Origin of the sequence: Pandoraea captiosa (genome assembly GCF_902459775.1) — a bacterium.
In the GTDB taxonomy this organism is placed as follows: domain Bacteria; phylum Pseudomonadota; class Gammaproteobacteria; order Burkholderiales; family Burkholderiaceae; genus Pandoraea; species Pandoraea captiosa.
The window spans coordinates 1-24,542 of the sequence record NZ_CABPSQ010000010.1 but is presented as its reverse complement, the minus strand read 5'-3'; the positions used below and the strand labels follow the sequence as shown (position 1 = coordinate 24,542).

Here is a 24,542-nt window from a genome sequence, read left to right as displayed (position 1 = left end):
CTTGTCAGAGGGTATCGAACCAGATGTGCACGTTGCCCGTGCCGCGCGCGTTCTCGTAATCGGACAGGACGGTGCCCGCGCTGCGGCACTCGGCCCCGCCCAGCGCGCCGACCATCTGCAAGTAATGCGCGCCGTGTGCTTCCCATGGACGTTTCCGATAATCCGTCTCCCAGTCCGCCAGAATCCGGTCGTGTCGCCCTTCGCGAAACGCTTCGATGGCGCGCTTGTCGCTCTCGATATTTTCCGGACGCGACACGTTGCTCTCGTGAAAAATGCGTGGGTGATTGGGCTTCCAGTCAATGCCGTTGAACTTATGGCTCAATGCGCCGGACGCCAGCATGACGACCCGCAAATCGCTGCGGCGAATCGCCTCGCCGATCACTTCGCCCGATTGCAGGAAGTGCTGCGTCTCGCAGTTCTGGCACGAGCTGACGGTGACGATGGGCCATGCGTCGAGTCGCATCTGCTTGATGACGTTGATCGTCGGGTAGTGGCGCGGCAGATCGGGATGCTGCACCGCCCGGGCGCGCACGCCCCGCTCGCGCGCCACCGCCTCGACGCCCAGCGCCAGTTCGGGATGCCCCCGGTAGTCGTACGGCACGCCGTGCAGGTACCACGGCATCTCGTCCGAGACGTACATGCCCGAGTACTGCGCGCCGCCATCGATCAGGTGATAGCCCGTGGTGAACCAGTGCGAATCGAAAATCATCACGACATCCGGGCGCACCGCCGCGATGCGCTCACGCACGCGCGCGTAGCCCGGAATCAAGTCCGAGTCCGCCCCCGCCCCCTGCAATACGCGGAACTCCTCACATTGCATCAGGCCGGGGTGATGCGACACCAATGCCGCGCCGACGATCTGTCCCATCGTGCTCTCCTCCTTTCCTTGTCTTATGGTGTTCAGCGCCCTTAGCGATGGCTAAAGCTCGCTTTGAACGGCTGTTTCGGTACGACGATGTCCTTCACGTCGCAAAAGAATTCGAAGCTCCAGTCCCCCCCTTCGCGGCCCACACCGGAGCGCTTGATGCCACCGAACGGGGCGGCGAGATCGCGAATGCCGAAGCTGTTGATCCAGATAAAACCGGTGCGCACGCGCGCGGCAATGGCAACGGCATGGGCCTCGTCGCCGTAGCAGACACCTCCCAGTCCGTAGTCGGTGCCATTGGCCATGTCGACGACCTCGTCGTCGCTCGCGAATGTCTGCAAGGTCAGCACCGGGCCGAAGACCTCCTGTTGCACGATTTCGTCGTGCTGGTGCAGGTCCGCGAGCAGTGTGGGCGCGAAGTACTGCGCACCGAAGGCGTGACGCGTGCCGCCCCACAACACGCGCGCCCCGCCCGCCACGGCGCGCTCTACGAACCCCTGCACCCGTTCGAGCTGGCGCATGTGAATGATCGGGCCGACCTCCGTTGCCGCGTCGCGCGGATCGCCCACGACAAGGCGAGAGACGACATCGCGCAGCTTTTGCGTGAACGCGGAGGCAACGTCTGCATGCACGAGCAGGCGCGTGCCTGCAAGACATACCTGCCCCGCATTGCGATACATCAGTGCGGCAGTGGCGGCAGCGGCGTCGAGATCGGCGTCCGCCAGCACAATGAATGCCGACTTGCCACCGAGCTCCAGGCTGCACGGCACGAGGTTCGCAGCCGCAGTCGTCGCGATCCATTTGGCCGTGGCGACCGATCCGGTGAACGAGATGCGGGCGAGCCGGGCATCGCTCACCAGCGCCGCTCCGGTCTGCGCGCCCGAGCCTTGCAACAGGTTGAAGACGCCCGGCGGCAAGCCCGCTTCGTGCGCGCAATCGGCAAGCAACGACGAGGTCAGCGGCGCCCATTCGGGCGCCTTGAGCACGACCGTATTCCCGGCGGCGAGCGCGGGTCCGATCTTCCAGGTGGCCAGCATGAGCGGGGAATTCCACGGCGTGATCACGGCAACCGCGCCCGCCGGGTCGTGCCGCACCAGATGGCGCGCCTGCGGCGTGTCGATCACGCGATCCTGCAACGTCAGCGCGTGCTCGGCAAACCAGGTGATGTTCTGCATGGCGCGCGGCACGACACCGTGCGCCATGCGTGAGCGAAGCACACCGGCGTCGGCGCTCTCCAACGTGGCGAAGGCGTCGGCGCGGCGCCCGATGGCCTCGGCGAATCGCTGAAGATACGGCTGACGTTGCGCAGCGCTGAGCGCCGCCCACGCGGGAAACGCCGCGCAAGCCGACGTCACGGCCGCATCCACGTGCGCCTGATTGCCGCTCGCGATGTCGCCAAGCAGGGTCTGGTCGATAGGACAGACGCATGCGAACGTCTCGTCCGACGCCACGCGACGTCCGTCGATGTAATGATCCGGCGACACCGATACGCCGGCGATCGCTAAACGGGTAGCACTCATGCCATGTCTCTTGAGGAAGGAATTCGGGGGCGGGCGGTCAGCGCGGGCTGCTGCTGACGTTGCGGCTGTCCTTGCTACTGCCATCCTCCGGGACGGCGAACTTTGCGGCCAGCGCACGGCTCGCCGTGGCGAGTAACGTCGTGTCGATACCCACGGCGACGAACGTCACGCCGAGGTCGAGGTAGTGGCGCGCGAGCGTTTCGTCGACGCACAGAATGCCGGCCGCCTTGCCGGTACTGCGAATACGGGCAATACCGTCTTCGATGGCCTTGCGCACTTCAGGATGCGCGGCCTGACCGAGATGGCCCATCGACGCCGCGAGATCGGCGGGTCCGATGAAAACGCCGTGCACGCCGTCGACCGATGCAATCTCTTCGACCTGCGCCAGGGCGTCGGCTGTCTCGACCTGCACGAGCAGACAGGTGGCGTCGTTCGCGGCGTGCAGATAGTCTTCGTAGCGATTCCAGCGCGAGGAACGCGCCAGCCCGCTGCCCACGCCGCGCGTGCCCTGCGGCGGGTAGCGCGTGGCGCTCGCGAGCTCGCGCGCCATGGCGGCGGACGCCACCATCGGCACAAGCAATGTGGTCGCACCGATTTCGAGCACCTGTTTGATGAGGGCGGCATCGCCATGCGGCAGACGCACGACCGGATGCGTGGGATACGGCGCCATCGCCTGCAACGTCGCGAGCATGGTGCGCAGATCGTTCGGGGCGTGTTCGCCGTCGATCACGAGCCAGTCGAAGCCGCTGCCCGCGCACAGCTCGGCGGCGTAAGGCGTGGCGAGCCCCATCCACATGCCGATCTGACGCTTGCCGCGCGCGAGCGCCTGTTTAAAGGAGTTCGGGGGTGTTTTCATGACATCGCATCCTGAGATTGTTGTTTTCGCTCGCACTTGCGCCCGAGGCGCTCAATCGAAGCGCACACCGATCGCCCCAAGCGGGCCATAGTCCGCATGGAAGACATCGCCCGCGGCACATGCCACGGGACGCGTGAACGACCCGGCGAGCACGATCTCTCCGGCTTGCAACCCTTCGTCGAAGGCGCCGAGTTTGTTGGCAAGCCACGCAATGCCGTTGCCCGGATGATTCAGTACCGCCGCGCTCAGGCCGGTCTCTTCGATGACGCCGTTGCGATAGAGCAGCGCACCGGCCCAGCGAAGGTCGATGGCGTCCGGTTTCACGGGACGCCCACCGAGAATCACCGCCGCGTTCGCCGCGTTGTCGGCAATCGTGTCGAAGACCTTGCGTGGCGCTTTCGTGTGGCGATCGAAGAGTTCGATGCGACCGTCGATGAGTTCGAGCGCGGGCGTGACCCATGCGGTGGCGTCGAGCACGTCGAACAACGTGACGCCGGGCCCCTTGAGCGGCTTCGCCAGGATGAACGCCAGTTCCACCTCCAGACGCGGGACGATGAATCGCGAGGCTTGCAGCGTAGCGCCATCGGCGACGAGCATGTCGTCGAGCAGCGTGCCGTGATCGGGTTCGGTAATCTGTGCGGCCACCTGCATCGCGCGCGACGTCAGTCCGATCTTGTGGCCGATCACGCGGCGGCCTTCAGCAAACTTCAGCGCGAGCCACGCCTGGGAAATCGCATAGCTGTCGGCAATCGTCATCTCGGGATGACGGCGCGAGAACTGCATCACGGGCGTGCGGGTGCGTTCGGCCTCGTGCAATTCGCGGGCAAGGGCCTGATGGGTCGCGGCGTCGAGTTTCGGCATCGCGGGGGTCTCCGTGGGGTTCGTCGACAGGCACGCCCGAGCGGAAAGGGCAGCGGCGTCTGTGCGTCCGATGGGTTCGGCAGGATGGGTAAGGCCCTATTCTTGCGGCGGCCCGGGGCGCAAACAATCAATCGATTTTGGGCGATTGATAAGTAAAACTGGATAATCCGGACGACACGCGCCGACGAACATGCGCCACGCCGCCCGCGCTCCATGGCGTTCGACGCGCTCCAAGATCCGTGGAATGTCGTACGTTCGCCACACCTTCAACTGACCGTTGAGCCGAATGCGTCTCCACGCGGCAGCAACGCCGTATCGCTTCCTGTCGCGCCTTCTTCGGGCTTCTCGATCCCATAGCGCGACTTTTGTCTGCAAAGTCCGCATTCCCGCGATCTCGCGCCGCCCGGTTTTGCCTTCGCCGCGTCGGGGCGAAGCAACGCGCACCGGAATTCAGCGAGACCCATCAAAAATGAGAGTGATTTGCATTTATAATTCGCGGCGCTTTATTACAACGCATTACCGATAACGATCCGCTTCGCCGTCGCCGCGCCCGCACCGTGTCGCACGGCCTTGCACGCCACACTCGCCACACACTCTCGCAGTCACGAAGGTCAGCCAAGATGAAGATGTCCGTCAGTCGCCGTGCACGCGCCGCCCGCCCCGCTCTCGTGCAAGGTCCCCATCGCCTCGCCCCTCAAACCCTGCCCCAGGCCGCCGCTCGCGTAACCGCGTGCGCCGCGGCCCTGTTCATGGCAACGCTCGGCATGGCCCACGCCCAGCAGGCCACGGCAGCTGCCGAAGCTAAAGCCGACGTCGAGCTCGGCACGGTCAACGTGTCCGGCGACTGGCTCGGCACAGGGCTGGATACCAGCGCGAAGACATTTCCGGGGGCTCGCACGGTCGTCAAGAAGGAGCAGATCGAAGCGTCCGGCGCAGCGAGCATTGGCGATGTCATGCGCCGTATTCCCGGCGTGCAGGCGACCGACAACTCCAGTAGCGCCGGTAGCGCCATCTCGCTGAACATCGGCGTTCGTGGTCTCGCAGGCCGTTTCAGCCCGCGCTCCACGGTGCTGCTCGACGGCATCCCGCTGGCCGTGGCGCCCTACGGCCAGCCGCAACTGTCGTTCGCGCCGGTGAGCCTGTTCAACATCGAGAGCATCGACGTGGTTCGCAGCGGTGGCGCGGTGCGTTATGGTCCGCAGAACGTCGGCGGCGTGATCAACTTCAAGACCCGCTCGATTCCGAACACGCCGGGCTTGAGCGCAGACGCCACCGTTCGCGAGAACATGTACACCACCGGCGGAGGCGCCAACACGCAGTACGGCCTGTTCCTCGGCACACAGATGGATAACGGTCTTGGTCTCGCCCTGCTGTATTCCGGCATGGTCGGGCGCGACTGGCGCACGGGCAGTAACGAGAACGTGAACGACGTGGCATTGAAGTGGCGCTACGACATCACGCCGAGTCAGCAGGTGTACGGCAAGCTTTCGTACTACGACGCCAAGTCGATGACACCGGGCGGTCTGAGCGCCGCCCAGTACAACGCCGATCCGTTTCAGAACACGCGTCCGAACGACTATTGGAGCGGTAACCGCACCGGTCTCGACGTCGGCTATCTGAATACGATTTCCGACACGCAGGAATTCGAGATCCGTACGTTCTACAACGAAAGCTACCGTCAAAGCTCGCTCACGAACCTGTCGGTGCTGCCGCTCGTGACCGTTCACCAGCCGCGCAACTATGAAACGTTCGGCATCGAACCGCGTTACACGCAGCGCCTGTTCTTCGGCCCCACGGCACACGACGTGACGGTGGGTTACCGCTACGTTCACGAACGCGGCGACGACAATAACTTCAACGTCAATGTCGCCAGCGGCAAGACGTCGGCCACCACCACGTTCTACAACTACACGAGCGCCAACGCGTTCTACATCGACGACCGCATGGCATGGGGCAACTGGCGCTTCACCCCCGGCGTGCGTTATGAATTCATCTCGTCTCAGCGTGTCGACAAAGCGTCCGGCAGCACCTTCCGCACGGATAACAACAAGCCGCTGCCCTCGGTGAACCTGTCGTATCTGGTCAATAGTGCGTGGACGATCTTCGCGGACTACAGCACGTCGTTCGGGCCGGTGCAGAACACGCAGCTGAACTCGATGTCCGCCACGAATCCGCTGCAGCCGGAAGTCGCCCGCACCTTTGAAATCGGCACGCGCTGGACCGACGCGCGCTGGAAGGCGGAACTCACCGCCTTCAAGATGAAGTTCGACAATCAGATTCTGCAGGTGCCGAACGTCAGCCCGGCGACCTTCCAGAACATTGGCGCAACGAATCACGACGGCATCGAAACTGCGCTTGATTACACCTTCGACCGGGACAGCGTGTTGCGCGGCCTGAACCTGTACGCGAACTTCACGTACGTGCGCGCCATCCAGAAGTCCGGCGCGACGGCGGGTCTGGACGTGCCGTTCTATTCGCGCTTTACCGACACGCTCGGCGCACGCTACGAGATCGGTCAGTGGACGTTCAACGTCTCGACGACACACCAGAGCTCGCAGTACGCCGACCTCGCCAACACCGAAGCGCAGTCGGCGGACGGCACGAACGGCAAGGTGCCGGGGTATCGCGTGTGGAATCTGCAGGCCATGTACAAGTTGCCGTTCTACAAGAACGCCGACATCACGGTAGGTCTGAACAACGTGTTCGACAAGCGCTTCTACACGCGCAACACGGACCAGAACGGCGGCATCATGGTCGGCGCACCGCGTATGGTCTACGTGCAGGGGCACTTCGGGTTCTGATCGGGTTCCGAGTCCGATCCGGCCCGGTTGCCCGGCGTCAAAAAAAACGGCTCACTTTGCGTGAGCCGATTTTCTTTGGTGTCGACGATGTGCGCCAACGTGTGCCGATGTGCGCCGATGTGCCTACTTCGTCCGGCCGTAGTCGTCCTGGAAACGCACGATATCGTCTTCGCCAAGATAGGCGCCCGACTGGACTTCGATGAGCTCCAGCGGCACTTTGCCCGGATTCTCGAGACGATGCGTGGTGCCCACCGGGATATACGTCGATTGATTCTCCGTGAGCAGTACCGTGCTCTCGCCGTTCACCACGCGGGCAGTGCCCTTGACCACCACCCAATGCTCCGAGCGATGGAAGTGCATCTGCAAGCTCAGCGACGCGCCGGGCTTCACGACGATCTTCTTCACCTGGAACCGGTCGCCCACGCAAATGCCTTCATAGTCGCCCCAGGGACGGAAAACACGCTGGTGGAACACCGACTCCGAACGACCGTCGGCGACGAGCTTCTCGACCACGCGTTTGACATCCTGCACATGGTCCTTCGACGTGACCATGACGACGTCCGGCGTCTCGACGATCACGAGATTGTCCACGCCGATGGCAGCCACCATTCGGCTTTCGCTGCGCACGTAGCTGTTCTTGACGCCGTGCACGACAACGTCGCCGATCAGGCTGTTGCCGTCTTCGTCGCGTTCGGCAATCTCCGCGACCGCCGACCATGAACCGATATCGTTCCATCCGAGACCTTCGGCGTCCACCACGGCGGCGCGGCGCGCCTTCTCCATGACGGCGTAGTCGATGGAGTCCGAGGGACAGGCCTCGAGACTCGCCTTGTCGAGACGGAAGAAATCGATATCCGCCGCGCCGAGCTCGACAGCGGCTTTGACCTGCCGAAGCATCTCGGGCGCGAGGCGTTCGAGTTCGCCCAGATAGGTGGACGCCCTGAACATGAACATGCCGCTGTTCCAGTAGCAGTCGCCTGCGGCGATCAGCTCGGCCGCTTTGGCGGCGTCCGGTTTCTCGACGAACTGGTCGATGTTGAAACCGCTCGCGCACACCTGCGTGGCGCTGCCACGACGGATATAGCCGTAGCCGGTATGCGGCGATGTCGGGGGAATGCCGAAGGTGACGAGATAACCGTCGTCGGCCAGCGTGCGGGCCGCGCGCACCGCTTCGAGGAATTTGGCCTCGTGCGCGATGGCGTGATCCGAGGGTAGCACGAGCAGCGTGGCGTCGGCGTCCTGACGCTGGGCGATCAGCGCCGCCACGGCGACGGCCGGTGCCGTATTGCGCGCGACGGGTTCGAGCACGATGGCGCTCGGCGCCGTATCGATGGCGCGCAACTGCTCGGCCACGAGAAAGCGTTGTTCGTTGTTGGAGATGATCAGCGGCGCCACGGCGCCGTCGAGCGCGCGCACGCGCCTGACCGTCTGCTGGAGCAATGTGTCGGAGCCGGCAAGCGCGAGATATTGCTTGGGATAGCTGGCCCGCGACAGAGGCCATAAACGTGTACCACTACCGCCGCACAGAATTACAGGAGTTATCGCCATATTCCGGTTCGTAGGAGGCTACGCCACATCGCTGGGAGGGAGCGGAAATTATATCGTTGTTTCAAGTACTTAAAACGACATTGCGATGACGCTTGCCGCTGTTTTACCGTCGCGCAAAAGAAAAACGGCACCCCGCAAAGGGTGCCGTTTCCTTGTCGCGTCACATCAGGTGGGAAGTTCCGGCGCTCGCCGGCGCTCCCCGCCCTGATGTCATACCGCTTACTCTGCGGTCGGCTCTTCCACCGACGTGGGCATCGGGGCAAACGCCTCTTCCAGAGCGATCTGGTCGTGACGCTCGCGATCCGACGTTTCGCGGGCCTTGCGGGCCTTGTGATACGCCAGACCCGTACCTGCCGGGATCAGACGGCCGACGATGACGTTTTCCTTCAGGCCACGCAGGTCGTCCTTCTTGCCCATGATGGCGGCTTCGGTCAGCACGCGCGTCGTTTCCTGGAACGATGCCGCCGAGATGAACGAGTCCGTCGACAGCGATGCCTTGGTAATACCCAGCAGCACGTTCTCGTACTGCGCCGGGCGCTTGTCCGCGGCAATCATGGCGTCGTTCTCGTAGAGCATGTCCGAACGCTCGACCTGCTCGCCGATGATGAAGCGCGTATCGCCGTTGTCGGTGATCTGCACACGACGCAGCATCTGGCGAACGATCACCTCGATGTGCTTGTCGTTGATCTTCACACCCTGCAAACGGTACACGTCCTGCACTTCATCGACGATGTAGCGCGACAGCGCTTCGATACCCTGCAAACGCAGGATGTCGTGCGGGTCGGCCGGGCCGTCCACGATCATTTCGCCCTTGTTCACCACCTGACCGTCGTGCACCAGCACCTGCTTTTCCTTCGGAATCAGGAATTCGTGCTGGTTGCCGTCCAGATCGGTAATGACCAGACGCTGCTTGCCCTTGGTGTCCTTACCGAACGACGTGGTGCCCGTGACTTCGGCCAGAATACCGGCGTCCTTCGGTGCACGCGCTTCGAACAGCTCGGCCACACGCGGCAGACCCCCGGTAATGTCGCGGGTCTTCTGCGCTTCGGTCGGGATACGTGCGAGCACTTCACCCACCGGCACGTGCTGACCGTCCTTGATGGTGATCAGTGCGCCCACCTGGAAGCCGATCGTCACAGGATGATCGGTGCCCGGGATCTTCACTTCCACGCCATTCTCGTCGAGCAACTTGACCTGCGGACGCACGTTCTTCGACGCCGGACCACGACGCTTCGGATCGATCACGACCAGCGTGGACAGACCCGTCACATCGTCGATCTGCTTGGCGACCGTGACACCTTCCTCGACGTTCTCGAACTTGGCGAAGCCGCCGTGTTCGGTAATGATCGGGCGCGTCAGCGGATCCCACGTGGCCAGTTGGGCACCGGCCTTGACCTGTGCGCCGTCCAGTTGCAGCAGCGTGGCGCCGTACGGCACCTTGTGACGCTCGCGCTCGCGACCGTGATCGTCCGTGATCAGGACTTCGCCCGAACGCGAGATCGCGATCTGCTCGCCCTTGCCGTTCGTCACGTAACGCATGGTTGCCGTGAAGCGAACCGTACCGTTCGACTTGGCTTCGATCGACGAGGCCACTGCCGCACGCGACGCCGCGCCACCGATGTGGAACGTACGCATCGTGAGCTGCGTGCCCGGTTCACCGATCGACTGCGCGGCGATCACACCCACCGCTTCGCCGACGTTCACACGCGTACCACGGCCCAGATCGCGGCCATAGCATGCGGCGCACAGACCGAAACGCGTATCGCAGGTCAGCGGCGTGCGAACGCGCACTTCGTCGATACCCAGCGTTTCGATCATTTCGACGACGTCTTCATCGAGCAGCGTGCCCGCTTCGTACACCGTTTCCTGCGTTTCCGGATTCACGACATCGGCCACAGCCACACGACCCAGGATACGGTCACGCAGGGCTTCGACCACTTCACCGCCCTCGACCAGCGCCTTCATCGCCACGCCGTTGCTCGTGCCGCAATCGTCTTCGACCACGACCAGATCCTGAGTCACGTCGACCAGACGACGCGTCAGGTAACCCGAGTTTGCCGTCTTCAGTGCCGTATCGGCCAGACCCTTACGTGCACCGTGGGTCGAGATGAAGTACTGCAACACGTTCAGGCCTTCGCGGAAGTTCGCGGTAATCGGCGTCTCGATGATCGAGCCGTCCGGCTTGGCCATCAGGCCACGCATACCGGCGAGCTGGCGAATCTGGGCGCTCGAACCGCGAGCACCGGAGTCGGCCATCATGTAAATCGAGTTGAACGACTCCTGCTCCACGACGTTGCCATCGCGGTCGGTCGTCTTCTCCTTCGAGAGCTGCTCCATCATCGCCTTACCCACGGCGTCACCGGTAGCACCCCAAATGTCCACGACGTTGTTGTAACGCTCTTGCGCCGTGACCAGACCCGACATGTACTGACGGTCGTATTCCTTGACCTTCTTCGATGCTTCGCCGATCAGCTCTTCCTTCTTCGTCGGCACGAGCATGTCGTCGACGCAGATCGAGATACCGGCACGCGTTGCCAGGCGGAAGCCCGACTGCATCAGCTTGTCGACGAAAATCACCGTCTCGCGCAGACCGCAACGACGGAACGCCGTGTTGATCAGCTTCGAGATTTCCTTCTTCTTGAGCGACTTGTTCAGCACCGAGAACGGCAGGCCCGGCGGCAGAATTTCCGACAGGATCGCGCGGCCGACGGTCGTCGGGTACAGCGTGACCTTCGGCGTCTTCTCGCCCGTTTCCGGATCGACCGTGTACTCCGTGATACGCACGTTCACACGCGAAGCCAGTTCGACTTCCTTGTTGTCGTACGCACGCAGCACTTCCGAGACGTCGATGAACGACAGGCCTTCGCCCTTGCCGTTGATCTTGTCGCGGGTCGCGTAGTACAGACCCAGCACGATATCCTGCGACGGCACGATCGACGGATCGCCGTTGGCCGGGAACAACACGTTGTTCGAGGCCAGCATCAGGGTACGCGCTTCCATCTGCGCTTCGAGCGACAGCGGCACGTGAACGGCCATCTGGTCACCGTCGAAGTCGGCGTTGAACGCCGCGCAAACCAGCGGGTGAAGCTGAATTGCCTTGCCTTCGATCAGCACCGGCTCGAACGCCTGAATACCCAGGCGGTGCAGCGTCGGTGCGCGGTTGAGCATGATCGGGTGTTCGCGGATCACATCTTCGAGGATGTCCCACACCACCGGCGTCTGGTTCTCGACTTCCTTCTTCGCGGCCTTGATGGTCGTGGCCACGCCCATCACTTCCAGTTTGTGGAAGATGAACGGCTTGAAGAGTTCGAGCGCCATGAGCTTCGGCAGACCGCACTGATGCAGCTTGAGCGTCGGGCCCACGGTAATCACCGAACGGCCCGAGTAGTCGACGCGCTTACCCAGCAGGTTCTGACGGAAACGACCGCTCTTGCCCTTGATCATGTCGGCCAGCGACTTGAGCGGACGCTTGTTCGCACCGGTCATCGCCTTGCCGCGGCGACCGTTGTCGAGCAGCGAGTCCACGGACTCCTGCAGCATGCGCTTTTCGTTGCGCACGATGATGTCCGGGGCCTTGAGCTCGAGCAGACGCTTCAGACGGTTGTTACGGTTGATGACGCGGCGATACAGATCGTTCAGGTCCGAGGTCGCGAAGCGGCCACCGTCGAGCGGCACCAGCGGGCGCAGCTCAGGCGGGAGCACCGGCAGCACTTCGAGCACCATCCACTCGGGCTTGATGCCCGAGCGCTGGAATGCCTCGAGCACCTTCAGGCGCTTGGCGTACTTCTTGATCTTCGCTTCCGAGCCCGTGGCCTGCAGCTCGGCGCGCAGATGCTCGACCTGCTGGTCGATGTCGATCGAGCGCAGCAGCTCGCGCACGCCTTCCGCGCCCATCTCGGCACGGAATTCGTCGCCGTATTCCTCGACCTTGTTGTAGTAATCCTCCTCGGTCATGATCTGGCAACGCTTGAGCGGCGTCATGCCCGGTTCGAGGACCACGTACGCTTCGAAGTACAGCACGCGTTCGATGTCGCGCAGCGTCATGTCGAGCACCATGCCCAGACGCGACGGGAGCGACTTCAGGAACCAGATGTGCGCAACCGGCGAAGCCAGTTCGATGTGGCCCATGCGCTCACGGCGCACCTTGGCCAGCGTCACTTCCACGCCGCACTTCTCGCAGATCACGCCACGGTGCTTCAGGCGCTTGTACTTGCCGCAAAGGCATTCGTAGTCCTTGATCGGACCGAAGATCTTTGCACAGAACAAACCGTCGCGCTCGGGCTTGAAGGTCCGGTAGTTGATCGTCTCCGGCTTCTTCACTTCACCGAACGACCACGAGCGGATCTTGTCCGGCGAAGCCAGACCGATCTTGATCGCGTCGAACTGTTCGTCCTGCTGGACTTGCTTGAATAGATCGAGCAAAGCTTTCATTGCTTTCTCCTGTTGCCTGAACGCGATTAACCGCGCTCCAGGTCGATATCGATACCGAGCGAACGGATTTCCTTGACCAGCACGTTGAACGACTCCGGCATACCGGCATCGATCACGTGATCGCCCTTGACGAGGTTCTCGTACACCTTCGTACGACCCGTCACGTCATCCGACTTCACCGTCAGCATTTCCTGCAGCACATACGATGCGCCGTAGGCTTCCAGTGCCCACACTTCCATTTCACCGAAGCGCTGACCACCGAACTGAGCCTTACCGCCCAACGGCTGTTGCGTCACCAGCGAGTACGGACCGGTCGAACGTGCGTGCATCTTGTCGTCGACCAGGTGGTGCAGCTTGAGCATGTGCATGAAGCCGCAAGTGACCGTACGCTCGAAGGCTTCACCGGTGCGACCGTCATACAGCGTGACCTGGTTCTTCGACTTGGTCATGCCGAGTTCCTTCGCGATGTGATCCGGGAACGCCAGATCCAGCATGCGACGGATTTCCTCTTCATGCGCACCGTCGAACACCGGCGTCGCGAACGGAACACCGTTCTGCAGGTTGCGAGCGAGCGACATGACTTCGTCGTCCGACAGGCTGTCGATATCTTCTTGCTGACCGCTCTCGTTGTAGATCTTCGTCAGGAACTTGCGAATTTCCTGGACCTTGGTGTGCGCTTGCAGCATTTCGCCGATGCGCCAGCCCAGACCCTTCGCTGCCCAGCCGAGGTGCGATTCGAGAATCTGACCCACGTTCATCCGCGACGGCACGCCGAGCGGGTTGAGCACGATGTCCGCCGGACGGCCGTCGGCCATGTACGGCATATCCTCGATCGGCACGATCTTCGAGACCACACCCTTGTTACCGTGACGGCCGGCCATCTTGTCGCCAGGTTGCAGACGACGCTTGACCGCCAGGTACACCTTGACCATCTTCAGCACGCCCGGCGGCAGTTCGTCGCCTTGCGTGAGCTTCTTGCGCTTCTCTTCGAAGGCGAGGTCGAACGAGTGACGCTTCTGCTCGATCGATTCCTTGATCTGCTCGAGCTGTTGCGCACCTTCGTCGTCCGCCAGACGAATGTCGAACCAGTGGTAGCGATCCAGATCGGCCAGGTATTCCTTGGTGATCTTGGTGCCCTTGGCCAGTTTCTTCGGGCCGCCGTTGGCCGTCTTGCCAACCAGGAAACGCTCCAGACGCTGGAATGCGTCGCCTTCCACGATACGCAGCTGGTCGTTCAGGTCCAGGCGGTAGCCCTTCAGCTCATCGTCGATGATCTGCTGAGCACGCTTGTCGCGCTGGATGCCTTCACGCGTGAACACCTGCACGTCGATGACGGTGCCGCTCATGCCCGACGGCACGCGCAGCGAGGTGTCCTTCACGTCCGAAGCCTTCTCGCCAAAAATCGCGCGCAGCAGCTTTTCTTCCGGCGTGAGCTGGGTTTCGCCCTTCGGCGTGACCTTGCCCACCAGCACGTCGCCCGCTTCGACTTCCGCACCGATGTACACGATGCCCGACTCGTCCAGACGGCTCAGTTGCACTTCCGCCAGGTTCGAGATGTCGCGCGTGATTTCTTCCGGTCCGAGCTTCGTGTCGCGAGCGACCACGTTCAGCTCTTCGATGTGGATCGACGTGTAACGGTCTTCCGCAACGACACGCTCCGAGATCAGGATCGAGTCTTCGAAGTTGTAGCCGTTCCACGGCATGAACGCGATCAGCATGTTCTGACCCAGCGCCAGCTCACCCAGGTCGGTCGACGCGCCGTCGGCGATCACATCGCCGCGCGCCACCTTGTCGCCCACTTCCACGATCGGGCGCTGGTTGATGTTGGTGTTCTGGTTCGAACGCGTGTACTTGATCAGGTTGTAGATGTCCACGCCGACTTCACCGGCAACGGCTTCATCGTCGTTCACGCGAATCACCACACGGCCGGCGTCGACGTAATCGACCACGCCGCCACGGAATGCCTGCACGGTCGTACCCGAGTCGACTGCCACCGTACGTTCGATACCCGTACCGACGACCGCCTTTTCCGGACGCAGGCAAGGCACGGCCTGGCGCTGCATGTTCGAACCCATCAATGCGCGGTTCGCGTCATCGTGTTCGAGGAACGGGATCAGCGAGGCTGCGACCGAGACGATCTGCGACGGCGCCACGTCCATGTACTGGATGCGGTCCGGCGTGACCATCAGCGTTTCGCCGGCTTCACGCGACGACACCAGTTCGTCGGTGAGTTCGCCGTTGGCGCCGATCGACGCGTTCGCCTGAGCGATCACGTAACGACCTTCTTCAATGGCCGACAGATAGTCGATCTGGTCGGTGACCTTGCCGTCCACCACCTTGCGATACGGCGTTTCCAGGAAGCCGTATTCGTTCAGGCGGGCGTACAGTGCCAGCGAGTTGATCAGACCGATGTTCGGACCTTCCGGCGTTTCGATCGGGCACACGCGGCCATAGTGGGTCGGGTGCACGTCGCGCACTTCGAAGCCTGCGCGCTCGCGCGTCAGGCCGCCCGGGCCCAGTGCGGAAACGCGACGCTTGTGCGTGATTTCCGACAGCGGGTTGGTCTGGTCCATGAACTGCGACAGCTGCGACGAACCGAAGAACTCGCGAATGGCCGACGAAATCGGCTTGCTGTTGATCAGGTCGTGCGGCATCAGGTTTTCCGACTCGGCCTGACCCAGACGTTCCTTCACAGCGCGCTCGACACGCACCAGACCGGCGCGGAACTGGTTTTCCGCCAGTTCGCCGACACAACGCACACGGCGGTTGCCCAGGTGGTCGATGTCGTCGACTTCGCCGCGGCCGTTACGCAGATCCACGAGGATCTTGATGGTCGCGAGAATGTCGTCGTCTTCCAGCGTCATCGGTCCGAGCACTTCGTCGCGGCCGACACGGCGGTTGAACTTCATACGACCCACCTTCGACAGGTCGTACGCTTCTTCGCTGTAGAACAGACGGTTGAACAGGGCCTCGACCGCGTCTTCGGTCGGCGGCTCGCCCGGGCGCATCATGCGGTAGATCGCGATACGCGCTGCTGTCTGGTCTGCGGTTTCGTCGATACGCAGCGTGGCCGAGATGTACGAACCCTGATCCAGATCGTTCGTGTACAGCGTCTGGATGTCCGACACGCCCGACTCGCGCAGCTTGACCAGCACGCTTTCGGTGATTTCGTCGTTGGCGTTGGCGATCACTTCACCGGTATCGCCATCGATCACGTTCTTCGCGAGCACACGGCCGAGGAGATAGTCTTCCGGCACCGAGATGAACTTGGTGTTGGCGTTCTCCAGGTCGCGGATGTGTTTCGCGTTGACGCGCTTGTCCTTCTGGACGATGACCTTGCCTTCGCGATCCGTAATGTCGAAACGCGCGACTTCACCGCGCAGACGCTCCGGCACGAACTCCATCTGCGCGCCTTCCGGCATCAGCTTGAAGTTGTCGAACACGAAGAAGTTCGCGAGGATCTGTTCCGGCGTCAGGCCGATAGCCTTGAGCAGGATCGTGACCGGCATCTTGCGACGGCGGTCAACGCGGAAGTACAGGATGTCCTTCGGATCGAATTCGAAGTCGAGCCAAGAACCGCGGTACGGAATGATACGCGCGGAGAACAGCAGTTTGCCCGAGCTGTGCGTCTTGCCCTTGTCGTGTTCGAAGAACACGCCAGGCGAGCGGTGCAGCTGCGAGACGATGACACGTTCCGTGCCATTGATGACGAAGGAACCCGTCGATGTCATGAGCGGAATTTCGCCCATGTACACTTCCTGTTCCTTGACTTCCTTCACTACCGGCTTGTTCGGCGATTCCTTGTCGAGAATCACCAGACGAACCTTGGCGCGCAGGGCCGAGCAGAAGGTCAGGCCGCGCTGTTGACATTCCTTGACATCGAACGCGGGAGTGCCGAGCAGATAGCTGACGAACTCGAGGCGTGCGAACCCGTTGTGAGAAACGATCGGGAAAATGGAGGAGAAGGCTGCTTGCAGACCCTCCGGCTTCCGCTCCGATGCAAGCGTATCGGCCTGCAAGAACGATGTGTACGAGGCGAGCTGGGTGGCCAGCAAAAACGGCACCTTGTGCACGGTCGGACGCTTCGCAAAACTCTTGCGAATGCGTTTCTTCTCGGTGAAGGAATAGTGCATTACGATCTCCGAATCACTACGCTGACGACGACGGCAGGCATCGTCAACGGGTGTTCATCGACTGAGACCAGACGTCCCCCACGGCGGGCTTGCCGCGGAGCAACGAGCTTGGTGGTTGGCCGCTACCAACCGCTGGCTGACGGCGACGGATGCCTGTGTTGCCCGTCGCCCGACCAAACTTGCCTTCTGCAGTCGCTTCAGAAGACAAAGAGAAAACCGTCATGGATCGCATGCCGAGCATGTTCCATCGCGATTTTTTCTTTGGCCTCTCGGTCACTTCTTCAATGCGGCATAACGGCCGTCATTGCGTGCCACTCAGGGTGGAACATGCGTTTGAAACGTTGCGAGCAAACCCTTGCCCGACGAAATCGCTTGATTTTCAAACACTTGGCGCAGATTCACGCCGGCTTTCGAATTTGGAATCCCAATTTTGGGATTTGCATCTCCTGAAAGCACAAAAAGGCTGACGACATTTCGTCGCCAGCCTTCCCTACGCGCAGAGTCGAATTACTTGACTTCGACCTTGGCGCCGGCTTCTTCCAGCTTCTTCTTGGCTTCGTCAGCAGCAGCCTTGTCGACGCCTTCCTTGACAGCCTTCGGAGCGCCATCAACCAGATCCTTGGCTTCCTTCAGGCCCAGGCCGGTGATTTCGCGGACGGCCTTAATGACGCCGACCTTGTTTGCACCGACTTCTGCCAGGATGACGTTGAATTCGGTTTGCTCTTCAGCAGCAGCAGCACCGCCGCCAGCGCCAGCCGGGCCAGCAACTGCCAGGGCAGCAGCCGACACGCCGAACTTCTCTTCGAACGCCTTGACCAGGTCGTTCAGTTCCATAACCGACATCGCGCCTACGGCTTCGATGATTTCGTCTTTCGTGATTGCCATTTGTAAAACTCCTAGATTGTGTTCGGACCGAAGTCAGCGATCGTGTAACCGAAGAGAGAATTAAGCAGCTTCCGCTTGCTTCTTCTCTGCCACGGCAGCCAGGACGCGAGCAAAGCCGGAAACCGGCGCTTGCATGACACCCAGCAACTTCGCGAGCAGTTCGTCGCGGCTCGGGATCGAGGCCAGCGCTTGCACGCCTGCCTTGTCCATCACCTTGCCGTCGTACGAGCCGGCCTTCAAGATCAACTTGTCGTTGCCCTTCGAAAAGTCGTTCAAGACTTTCGCAGCGGCTACGGGATCCGTCGAGATACCGTAGATCAGAGGACCGGTCATCTGCTCAGCCAGGTCAGCAAATGCAGTGTTTTCCACTGCACGACGTGCCAGCGTGTTCTTCAGAACGCGCAGGTAGACGCCTTGCTGACGCGCGTTGGCGCGAAGCTTCGTCAGATCGCCAACCGTGATTCCGCGATATTCAGCCACAACGATGGTCGAAGCGGCGGCGACTTGCGCCGAAACTTCTGCCACGACGGCTTTCTTATCATCAAGATTAAGTGCCACGGTTAACCTCCAAAATTGACATCACCTCATGGTGATGCCGTTCCACTAACGGCTTACCGACATGTCTGGAGTTTCAACCCCCGCACCGGTTGCCCGCGTGCGACGGCTTGACTGCATAACTTGTTCGGGTTCGCCATCTGCGTTGGCTGGCGTATTAAGGGAGTGTCAGTGAATGCCCATTCCCGCCAACGGTCTTTGATAACCGGAAGCGATCTCCGAAGATGCCGCTTCCGCCCAAAGTCTTTTGCTACAGGCTGTCGATCTCAAGGATCTCAGCCATCGCAGGGGACGCCATCACCCCGCGATTGCGATGTCTCGCTTAGGCCGTCAGGCTGGCCTGGTCCACACGCACGCCAACGCCCATCGTGCTCGACAAGGCGATCTTGCGCAGGTAGACACCCTTGCTCGAAGCCGGCTTCGACTTCGTCAGGGCTTCCAGCAGGGCCGAAAGGTTCTGTTGCAGAGCCGCCGGTTCGAACGATGCGCGACCGATCGTGGCGTGGATGATACCGGCCTTGTCGACGCGGAATTGCACCTGACCAGCCTTGGCGTTCTTCACTGCCGTGGCCACGTCCGGGGTCACCGTGCCAACCTTCGGGTTCGGCATCAGGCCGCGCGGGCCGAGAATCTGGCCCAGCGTACCGACGATACGCATCGTGTCCGGCGAAGCGATCACGATGTCGAAGTCCATGTTGCCGGCCTTGATCTGCTCGGCGAGGTCTTCCATACCAACGATTTCAGCGCCGGCAGCCTTGGCTTGCTCAGCCTTTTCGCCTTGGGCGAAAACAGCCACGCGAACCGACTTACCGGTACCTGCCGGCAGAACGACCGAACCGCGAACCACTTGGTCCGACTTCTTCGCATCCACGCCCAGCTGGACGGCGACGTCGATCGACTCGTCGAACTTGGCGCTTGCGCATTCCTTGACCAGGGCCAGAGCGTCGCCGACCGGGTACAGCTTGTTACGGTCGACCTTGGCGGCCAGTGCTTGTTGACGCTTAGAGATCTTAGCCATTACAGACCCTCCACCGTGATGCCCATCGAACGTGCGCTGCCAGCGATGGTGCGAACCGCAGCGTCCAGATCGGAGGCGGTAAGGTCAGGCATCTTGGTCTTCGCGATTTCTTCCGCTTGTGCGCGGGTGATCTTGCCCACCTTATCGGTGTGCGGCTTGGCCGAACCCTTTTGCAGGTTGGCAGCCTTCTTGATCAGCACCGTTGCCGGCGGGGTCTTCAGGACGAACGTGAAGCTCTTGTCCGCGAAAGCGGTGATCACCACCGGAATCGGCAGACCCGGTTCGAGGCTCTGCGTTTGCGCGTTGAACGCCTTGCAGAACTCCATGATGTTCAGGCCACGCTGACCCAGGGCCGGGCCCACGGGGGGCGACGGATTGGCTTTACCTGCAGGAATCTGCAGCTTGATAAAGCCGATGATTTTCTTTGCCATGGTTTACTCCGGAACGAATATGTGGCGCATATTCGGGGTTGAGTCATAGCGCGCTTTCACCGGAAACCTGGCTACTGACGCTCCTCGGCGACGGGTGTCACCAACGCAAAAACGCGCCGGACGTCGCGCCGGCGCATTTTATTCTTAGATCTTTTCGACTTGTCCGAACTCCAGTTCTACCGGAGTTGCCCGTCCAAAGATGGTGACGGATACGCGGAGGCGGGCTTTTTCGTAGTTCACTTCTTCGACCGAGCCGTTGAAGTCCGTGAAAGGACCATCCTTGACTCGAACCAGCTCACCCACTTCGAACAACGTCTTGGGACGCGGCTTTTCAACCCCATCCTTGATTTGCGACATGATCTTGTCGACTTCTGCCTGGCGAATCGGCGTCGGACGGTTACCCGTGCCGCCGATGAAGCCCGTGACCTTGGGTGTGTTCTTCACCAAGTGCCACGATTCGTCGGTCATCTCCATCTCGCACAGCACGTAGCCGGGGAAGAAACGACGTTCGGTGACTTTCTTATGGCCAGCCGTGGTTTCAACAACTTCTTCGGTCGGGACAAGAATCTGACCGAAGTAATCTTGCATACCGCCACGCGTAATACGCTCTTGAAGCGCTTTGGCTACGCTTTTTTCCATGCCGGAGTAGGCATGAATGACGTACCAGCGCTTCTTGCTCGGTGCAGCTCCGGTATCAGACATATCACTTCCAGCCTAGAATCAAAGAGAACACCGCCCATTCAATCGTCTTGTCGCTGATCCACAGATACAGCGCCATCACGATGACGAACGCGAAGACAATCGCAGTCGTTTGGGCGGCCTCTTTACGGGTCGGCCAAACGACCTTACCCACTTCCTTGTACGCATCCTTAGCAAAAGCCAGGAAGCCCTTGCCGGTTTGCGACATCAATGCCACAAAAGCTGCAATCACCAGAATGACAACGATGGCGGCAACGCGCACATACAGCGCCTGTTGCTCCAAAGTGTAGAACGCGACGACGCCGGCAACGACCAGCAGCCCGGCCACGGCCAGCAGCAGCTTGTCGCCAGTCGTACGTACAGTTTCTACAGGAGAATTCGCCATTTCCAGCTTGCAGACAGTTGTTTGGCAGGGGCAGAGGGAATCGAACCCCCAACCTTCGGTTTTGGAGACCGACGCTCTGCCAGTTGAGCTATACCCCTAAAACAGCAGAGGGGCCAGCCGCCAAAAGCTGACCCCGTAAGCGCGGACCGTTAAGGTACCGGCTTAAGCTACGATCGTTGCAACCACGCCGGCGCCGACAGTACGGCCACCTTCGCGGATTGCGAAACGCAGACCTTCGGTCATGGCGATCGGAGCGATCAGCTTGACCGTGATCGAAACGTTGTCGCCCGGCATGACCATTTCCTTGCCTTCCGGCAGGCTGATCGAACCCGTCACGTCCGTCGTACGGAAGTAGAACTGCGGACGGTAGTTGTTGAAGAACGGGGTGTGACGACCACCTTCATCCTTCGACAGAATGTAAACCTCGCCCGTGAAGTCCGTGTGCGGCTTGATCGAGCCCGGCTTGGCAAGAACCTGACCACGCTGAACTTCTTCACGCTTCGTGCCGCGCAGCAGAATACCGACGTTGTCGCCTGCCTGACCTTGGTCAAGCAGCTTGCGGAACATTTCAACGCCCGTGCAAATCGTCTTGACCGTCGGGACGATACCGACGATTTCGATTTCTTCGCCGACCTTGATCACGCCCGACTCAACGCGACCCGTCACCACCGTACCGCGACCCGAGATCGAGAACACGTCTTCGACCGGCATCAGGAACGTCTTGTCGATAGCACGTTCCGGCGTCGGAATGTACGAATCCAGCGCATCGGCCAGAGCCATGATGGCCACTTCACCCAGCTCGCCCTTGTCGCCTTCCAGCGCCAGCTTGGCAGAGCCCTTGATGATCGGCAGATCGTCGCCCGGGAACTCGTACTTGGTCAGAAGTTCGCGAACTTCCATTTCGACCAGCTCGAGCAGCTCGGCGTCGTCGACCATGTCGCACTTGTTCAGGAACACGATGATGTACGGCACGCCAACCTGACGGGCCAGCAGGATGTGCTCACGCGTTTGCGGCATCGGGCCGTCAGCAGCCGAGCAAACCAGGATAGCGCCGTCCATCTGGGCAGCACCGGTAATCATGTTCTTGACGTAGTCGGCGTGGCCCGGGCAGTCAACGTGTGCGTAGTGGCGGTTAGCCGTTTCGTACTCGATGTGCGCGGTGTTGATGGTAATACCGCGTGCCTTTTCTTCCGGCGCTGCGTCGATTTCGTCGTACTTCTTGGCCTGACCGCCGAACTTCGACGACAGGACCGTTGCGATAGCGGCCGTCAGGGTGGTCTTGCCATGGTCAACGTGACCGATGGTGCCGACGTTCACGTGCGGCTTAGTCCGCTCGAATTTTTCCTTTGCCATTTCCGACTCCTAACGGGTTATCTATTGCCGAGGTTGCTCGGCATGTTGATTGCCGCGCTTCACTATCTTTTGGTGCCCATGGGCAGGATCGAACTGCCGACCTCTCCCTTACCAAGGGAGTGCTCTACCACTGAGCCACATGGGCGAATCCTGTACTGCTACTTCGTCTGCGCGTCACCTGGAGCGGGTGAAGGGAATCGAACCCTCGTCATAAGCTTGGAAGGCTTCTGCTCTACCATTGAGCTACACCCGCTTGGATTCTGACTCTCGCCACTTGGTAACAAGCGCCGGAGACTCATGTTTCCGGCGCTTATTACTTCCGCATTCTGGTGGAGGAGGTTGGATTCGAACCAACGTAGGCGTAAGCCAACAGATTTACAGTCTGCCCCCTTTAGCCACTCGGGCACCCCTCCGCAGAGAATTTGCAATTATGGAGATGTCCCCTCGCCTTGTCAACACCTTCGACGCATTAAATATGCAGTTTCTATGCCTGCCCTTCATCAAAATTTAGCTACGTGCGGCAAGTCGTTGATTTTTCGCGATATATGCAGATTCGAGAGGCGCCCTCCCGCTGCTCGGCCACCCCTTCCTGCCGAAAGGACCTCGACCGGCAACATTGGCATTGCGATTCGTCGATTTGCGCCCGCTCCCAGCGGGGATAAGCTGTCGATCCGCCGACAGCTGACTTCGCCTTCCTGCACTCCCGACGGAAATAGTCATTCTTGGATCGTTGCAGCCATCTACGGCGATATCCAGCGACAGCACTGAGCCGCCATTACGCGCCCAAACCCAACTGGTGTTGACCTGCCCGTGGAATTTCGTACCAAAGAAATCTAGAGAATGGCTCCTCAGCTCATGAGGAGTTGGTATGAAGAAAAGCCGGTACAACGACGAGCAGATTGTTCGGATACTTCATGAGGCAGATCGAGACACGATGCCCGAGGTGGCTAAGCGCCACGGCGTGAGCGAAGCGTCGATCTACGCGTGGCGCAAGCGCTTCGGTGAAATGGTCAGCGACGACGTCAAGCGCCTCGAAGCACTAGAGGGGGAGAGCGTACGACTGAAGAAACTGGTCGCCGACCGGGCACTCGATATCCAAGTTCTGAAGGAGATCGGCGCGAGAAAGTGATGAGCGTGCAGGCTCGCTGTGAGCAAGCCCGGTTTGCGATGGCGCGGGGCTTGAGCCAACGGCGCACGTGCACGCTGATGCAGGTCAGCCGTTCGAGCTTGGGTTACGAGCTCAAGATGCCGAGCAAGAACGCGCCAGTGATCGATGCGATGCGAGCATTGTCGGGGCAATTCCCGCGCTTCGGTTCGCACCGCATTCGAGTGTTACTAGGGCGCGAAGGCATCGTGCTCGGTCGTGAGCGATGTGCTTCGTTCTGGGCGCAGGCGGGTTTGCAAGTGCCCAAAAAACATCGCAGACGCCGCGTTGCAGGCAGTCGTCCAAGGCCCCACGCACCGGCGGCTCGCAACTCGGTTTGGTGCTATGACTTCGTGTTTGACGCCTGCGCGAATGGCCAACAAGTCAAATGCCTGACGGTGGTCGACGAATATACGCGGGAATGCCTGGCGATCGACGTGGCGGGATCAATTCGCTCTCGTCGAGTCGTTGAAGTGCTAAGCCGGTTGATCAGCGTGCACGGCGCGCCCCGTTGTCTTCGGCCGGACAATCGGCCGGAATTTGTCAGCACAGCGCTGTTGAAGTGGGCGATCCAGGAGCGGATCGAGACAGCGTTGATTGATTCGGGCAAGCCTTGGCAGAACGGATCCAACGAGAGCTCCAACGGGAAGTTCCGTGACGAATGTTTGGCGATGGAGTGGCTTCGCAATCGGATTGAAGCGAAGATCGTGATCTAGGACTGGCGGACGCAACACGACGAGGCGCGCCCGCATTCGAGTTCGCGGTACCTGCACCCAACGAATTCCGTCGGGTTAGCGAATGTAGTTCAACCACCGGGGCCGCGATTTTCTAAACGCCAGTGGTACGAAAATATCCGTCAGGTCAGACGCTCCTATATGAGGGCATCGCCCGGCCCCGGCGTCGCAAGGGTCGGCCTCTAGCTCGATGCGAAGCTATCGCGCGGAGGAACCAATGAACGGGGTAGCTACGAGGATCAACCGGGCGCCAACCGAGCCTCAGGACTTATAGCGTTCCCAATGCACGCGCCATGCGATGGACTGGAGTGGCGTGAATGCGG

At 61.0% G+C, this 24,542-nt stretch carries 16 protein-coding genes, 4 tRNA genes and 1 pseudogene; 3 read left to right on the top strand and 18 right to left on the bottom strand.

What is annotated here, in order from left to right:
- Positions 1–4: 4 nt before the first annotated feature.
- From PCA31118_RS20700 to hpaH, 4 genes are read right to left on the bottom strand one after another with little or no spacing between them, the layout of a single operon-like run.
- Positions 5–868, bottom strand: coding sequence for a DODA-type extradiol aromatic ring-opening family dioxygenase (locus PCA31118_RS20700; protein ID WP_150626940.1), 864 nt, complete (start codon positions 866–868; stop codon positions 5–7).
- A gap of 41 nt (positions 869–909) precedes the next feature.
- A complete protein-coding gene (locus PCA31118_RS20695; protein ID WP_150626939.1) occupies positions 910–2,385 on the bottom strand; it encodes an aldehyde dehydrogenase family protein in 1,476 nt (491 codons plus the stop codon).
- A 37-nt stretch (positions 2,386–2,422) separates the two neighbouring features.
- On the bottom strand, positions 2,423–3,241 hold the full coding sequence (gene hpaI / locus PCA31118_RS20690; protein ID WP_150626938.1) for a 4-hydroxy-2-oxoheptanedioate aldolase: 819 nt from the start codon (positions 3,239–3,241) through the stop codon (positions 2,423–2,425).
- Positions 3,242–3,292: 51 nt separating this feature from the next.
- Positions 3,293–4,102, bottom strand: coding sequence for a 2-oxo-hept-4-ene-1,7-dioate hydratase (gene hpaH / locus PCA31118_RS20685; RefSeq protein WP_150626937.1), 810 nt, complete (start codon positions 4,100–4,102; stop codon positions 3,293–3,295).
- A 749-nt stretch (positions 4,103–4,851) separates the two neighbouring features.
- Between hpaH and PCA31118_RS20680 the strand changes: the two genes are divergently transcribed.
- Entirely contained in the window at positions 4,852–6,903 is a 2,052-nt protein-coding gene (locus tag PCA31118_RS20680) for a TonB-dependent receptor family protein (protein WP_150626936.1), read from the top strand.
- Positions 6,904–7,026: 123 nt separating this feature from the next.
- Here the strand turns inward: PCA31118_RS20680 and PCA31118_RS20675 are convergent, their stop codons facing one another.
- The 3 genes from PCA31118_RS20675 to rpoB all read right to left on the bottom strand — a co-directional run bounded on the left by PCA31118_RS20675 (position 7,027) and on the right by rpoB (position 17,015).
- Positions 7,027–8,451: a mannose-1-phosphate guanylyltransferase/mannose-6-phosphate isomerase gene (locus PCA31118_RS20675; RefSeq protein WP_150626935.1), complete on the bottom strand. Its 1,425-nt coding sequence runs from the start codon at positions 8,449–8,451 to the stop codon at positions 7,027–7,029.
- 219 nt (positions 8,452–8,670) lie between these two features.
- On the bottom strand, positions 8,671–12,882 hold the full coding sequence (gene rpoC / locus PCA31118_RS20670; protein ID WP_150626934.1) for a DNA-directed RNA polymerase subunit beta': 4,212 nt from the start codon (positions 12,880–12,882) through the stop codon (positions 8,671–8,673).
- Between the two features lie 26 nt (positions 12,883–12,908).
- Positions 12,909–17,015 carry a DNA-directed RNA polymerase subunit beta gene (gene rpoB, locus PCA31118_RS20665; protein ID WP_044457348.1) on the bottom strand — a complete coding sequence of 1,369 codons (4,107 nt, stop codon included), beginning with the start codon at positions 17,013–17,015 and terminating at the stop codon, positions 12,909–12,911.
- Between the two features lie 221 nt (positions 17,016–17,236).
- On the opposite strand from rpoB, the gene PCA31118_RS20660 reads away from it, so the two are divergent.
- The gene (locus PCA31118_RS20660) at positions 17,237–17,482 is read left to right on the top strand and encodes a hypothetical protein (protein ID WP_150626933.1); all 246 of its coding nucleotides are present in this window, start codon (positions 17,237–17,239) and stop codon (positions 17,480–17,482) included.
- Positions 17,483–17,522: 40 nt separating this feature from the next.
- Here the strand turns inward: PCA31118_RS20660 and rplL are convergent, their stop codons facing one another.
- The 11 genes from rplL to PCA31118_RS20605 all read right to left on the bottom strand — a co-directional run bounded on the left by rplL (position 17,523) and on the right by PCA31118_RS20605 (position 22,754).
- On the bottom strand, positions 17,523–17,900 hold the full coding sequence (gene rplL, locus PCA31118_RS20655) for a 50S ribosomal protein L7/L12 (protein WP_023593799.1): 378 nt from the start codon (positions 17,898–17,900) through the stop codon (positions 17,523–17,525).
- A 60-nt stretch (positions 17,901–17,960) separates the two neighbouring features.
- On the bottom strand, positions 17,961–18,458 hold the full coding sequence (rplJ, locus tag PCA31118_RS20650) for a 50S ribosomal protein L10 (protein ID WP_039393778.1): 498 nt from the start codon (positions 18,456–18,458) through the stop codon (positions 17,961–17,963).
- 319 nt (positions 18,459–18,777) lie between these two features.
- The gene (gene rplA, locus PCA31118_RS20645) at positions 18,778–19,473 is read right to left on the bottom strand and encodes a 50S ribosomal protein L1 (protein ID WP_044457349.1); all 696 of its coding nucleotides are present in this window, start codon (positions 19,471–19,473) and stop codon (positions 18,778–18,780) included.
- A complete protein-coding gene (gene rplK, locus PCA31118_RS20640) occupies positions 19,473–19,904 on the bottom strand; it encodes a 50S ribosomal protein L11 (protein WP_039393782.1) in 432 nt (143 codons plus the stop codon). The genes rplA and rplK overlap by 1 nt, the downstream gene beginning before the upstream one ends.
- Before the next feature lie 144 nt (positions 19,905–20,048).
- Positions 20,049–20,606, bottom strand: a complete 558-nt coding sequence (nusG, locus tag PCA31118_RS20635) for a transcription termination/antitermination protein NusG (protein WP_044457350.1) — start codon at positions 20,604–20,606, stop codon at positions 20,049–20,051.
- Between the two features lies 1 nt (position 20,607).
- Positions 20,608–20,988 (bottom strand): preprotein translocase subunit SecE, encoded by a 381-nt coding sequence (secE, locus tag PCA31118_RS20630; protein ID WP_150626932.1) that lies wholly within the window; start codon positions 20,986–20,988, stop codon positions 20,608–20,610.
- A 22-nt stretch (positions 20,989–21,010) separates the two neighbouring features.
- A tRNA-Trp gene (locus PCA31118_RS20625) sits at positions 21,011–21,086 on the bottom strand.
- 64 nt (positions 21,087–21,150) lie between these two features.
- Positions 21,151–22,341, bottom strand: coding sequence for an elongation factor Tu (gene tuf, locus PCA31118_RS20620; RefSeq protein ID WP_044457352.1), 1,191 nt, complete (start codon positions 22,339–22,341; stop codon positions 21,151–21,153).
- A 70-nt stretch (positions 22,342–22,411) separates the two neighbouring features.
- Positions 22,412–22,486, bottom strand: a tRNA-Thr gene (locus PCA31118_RS20615).
- 34 nt (positions 22,487–22,520) lie between these two features.
- Positions 22,521–22,594: transfer RNA gene (locus tag PCA31118_RS20610), tRNA-Gly, on the bottom strand.
- 74 nt (positions 22,595–22,668) lie between these two features.
- A tRNA-Tyr gene (locus tag PCA31118_RS20605) sits at positions 22,669–22,754 on the bottom strand.
- 455 nt (positions 22,755–23,209) lie between these two features.
- On the opposite strand from PCA31118_RS20605, the pseudogene PCA31118_RS20600 reads away from it, so the two are divergent.
- A pseudogene (locus tag PCA31118_RS20600) lies at positions 23,210–24,261 on the top strand (IS3 family transposase); the annotation flags it as partial.
- Positions 24,262–24,542: the final 281 nt, after the last annotated feature.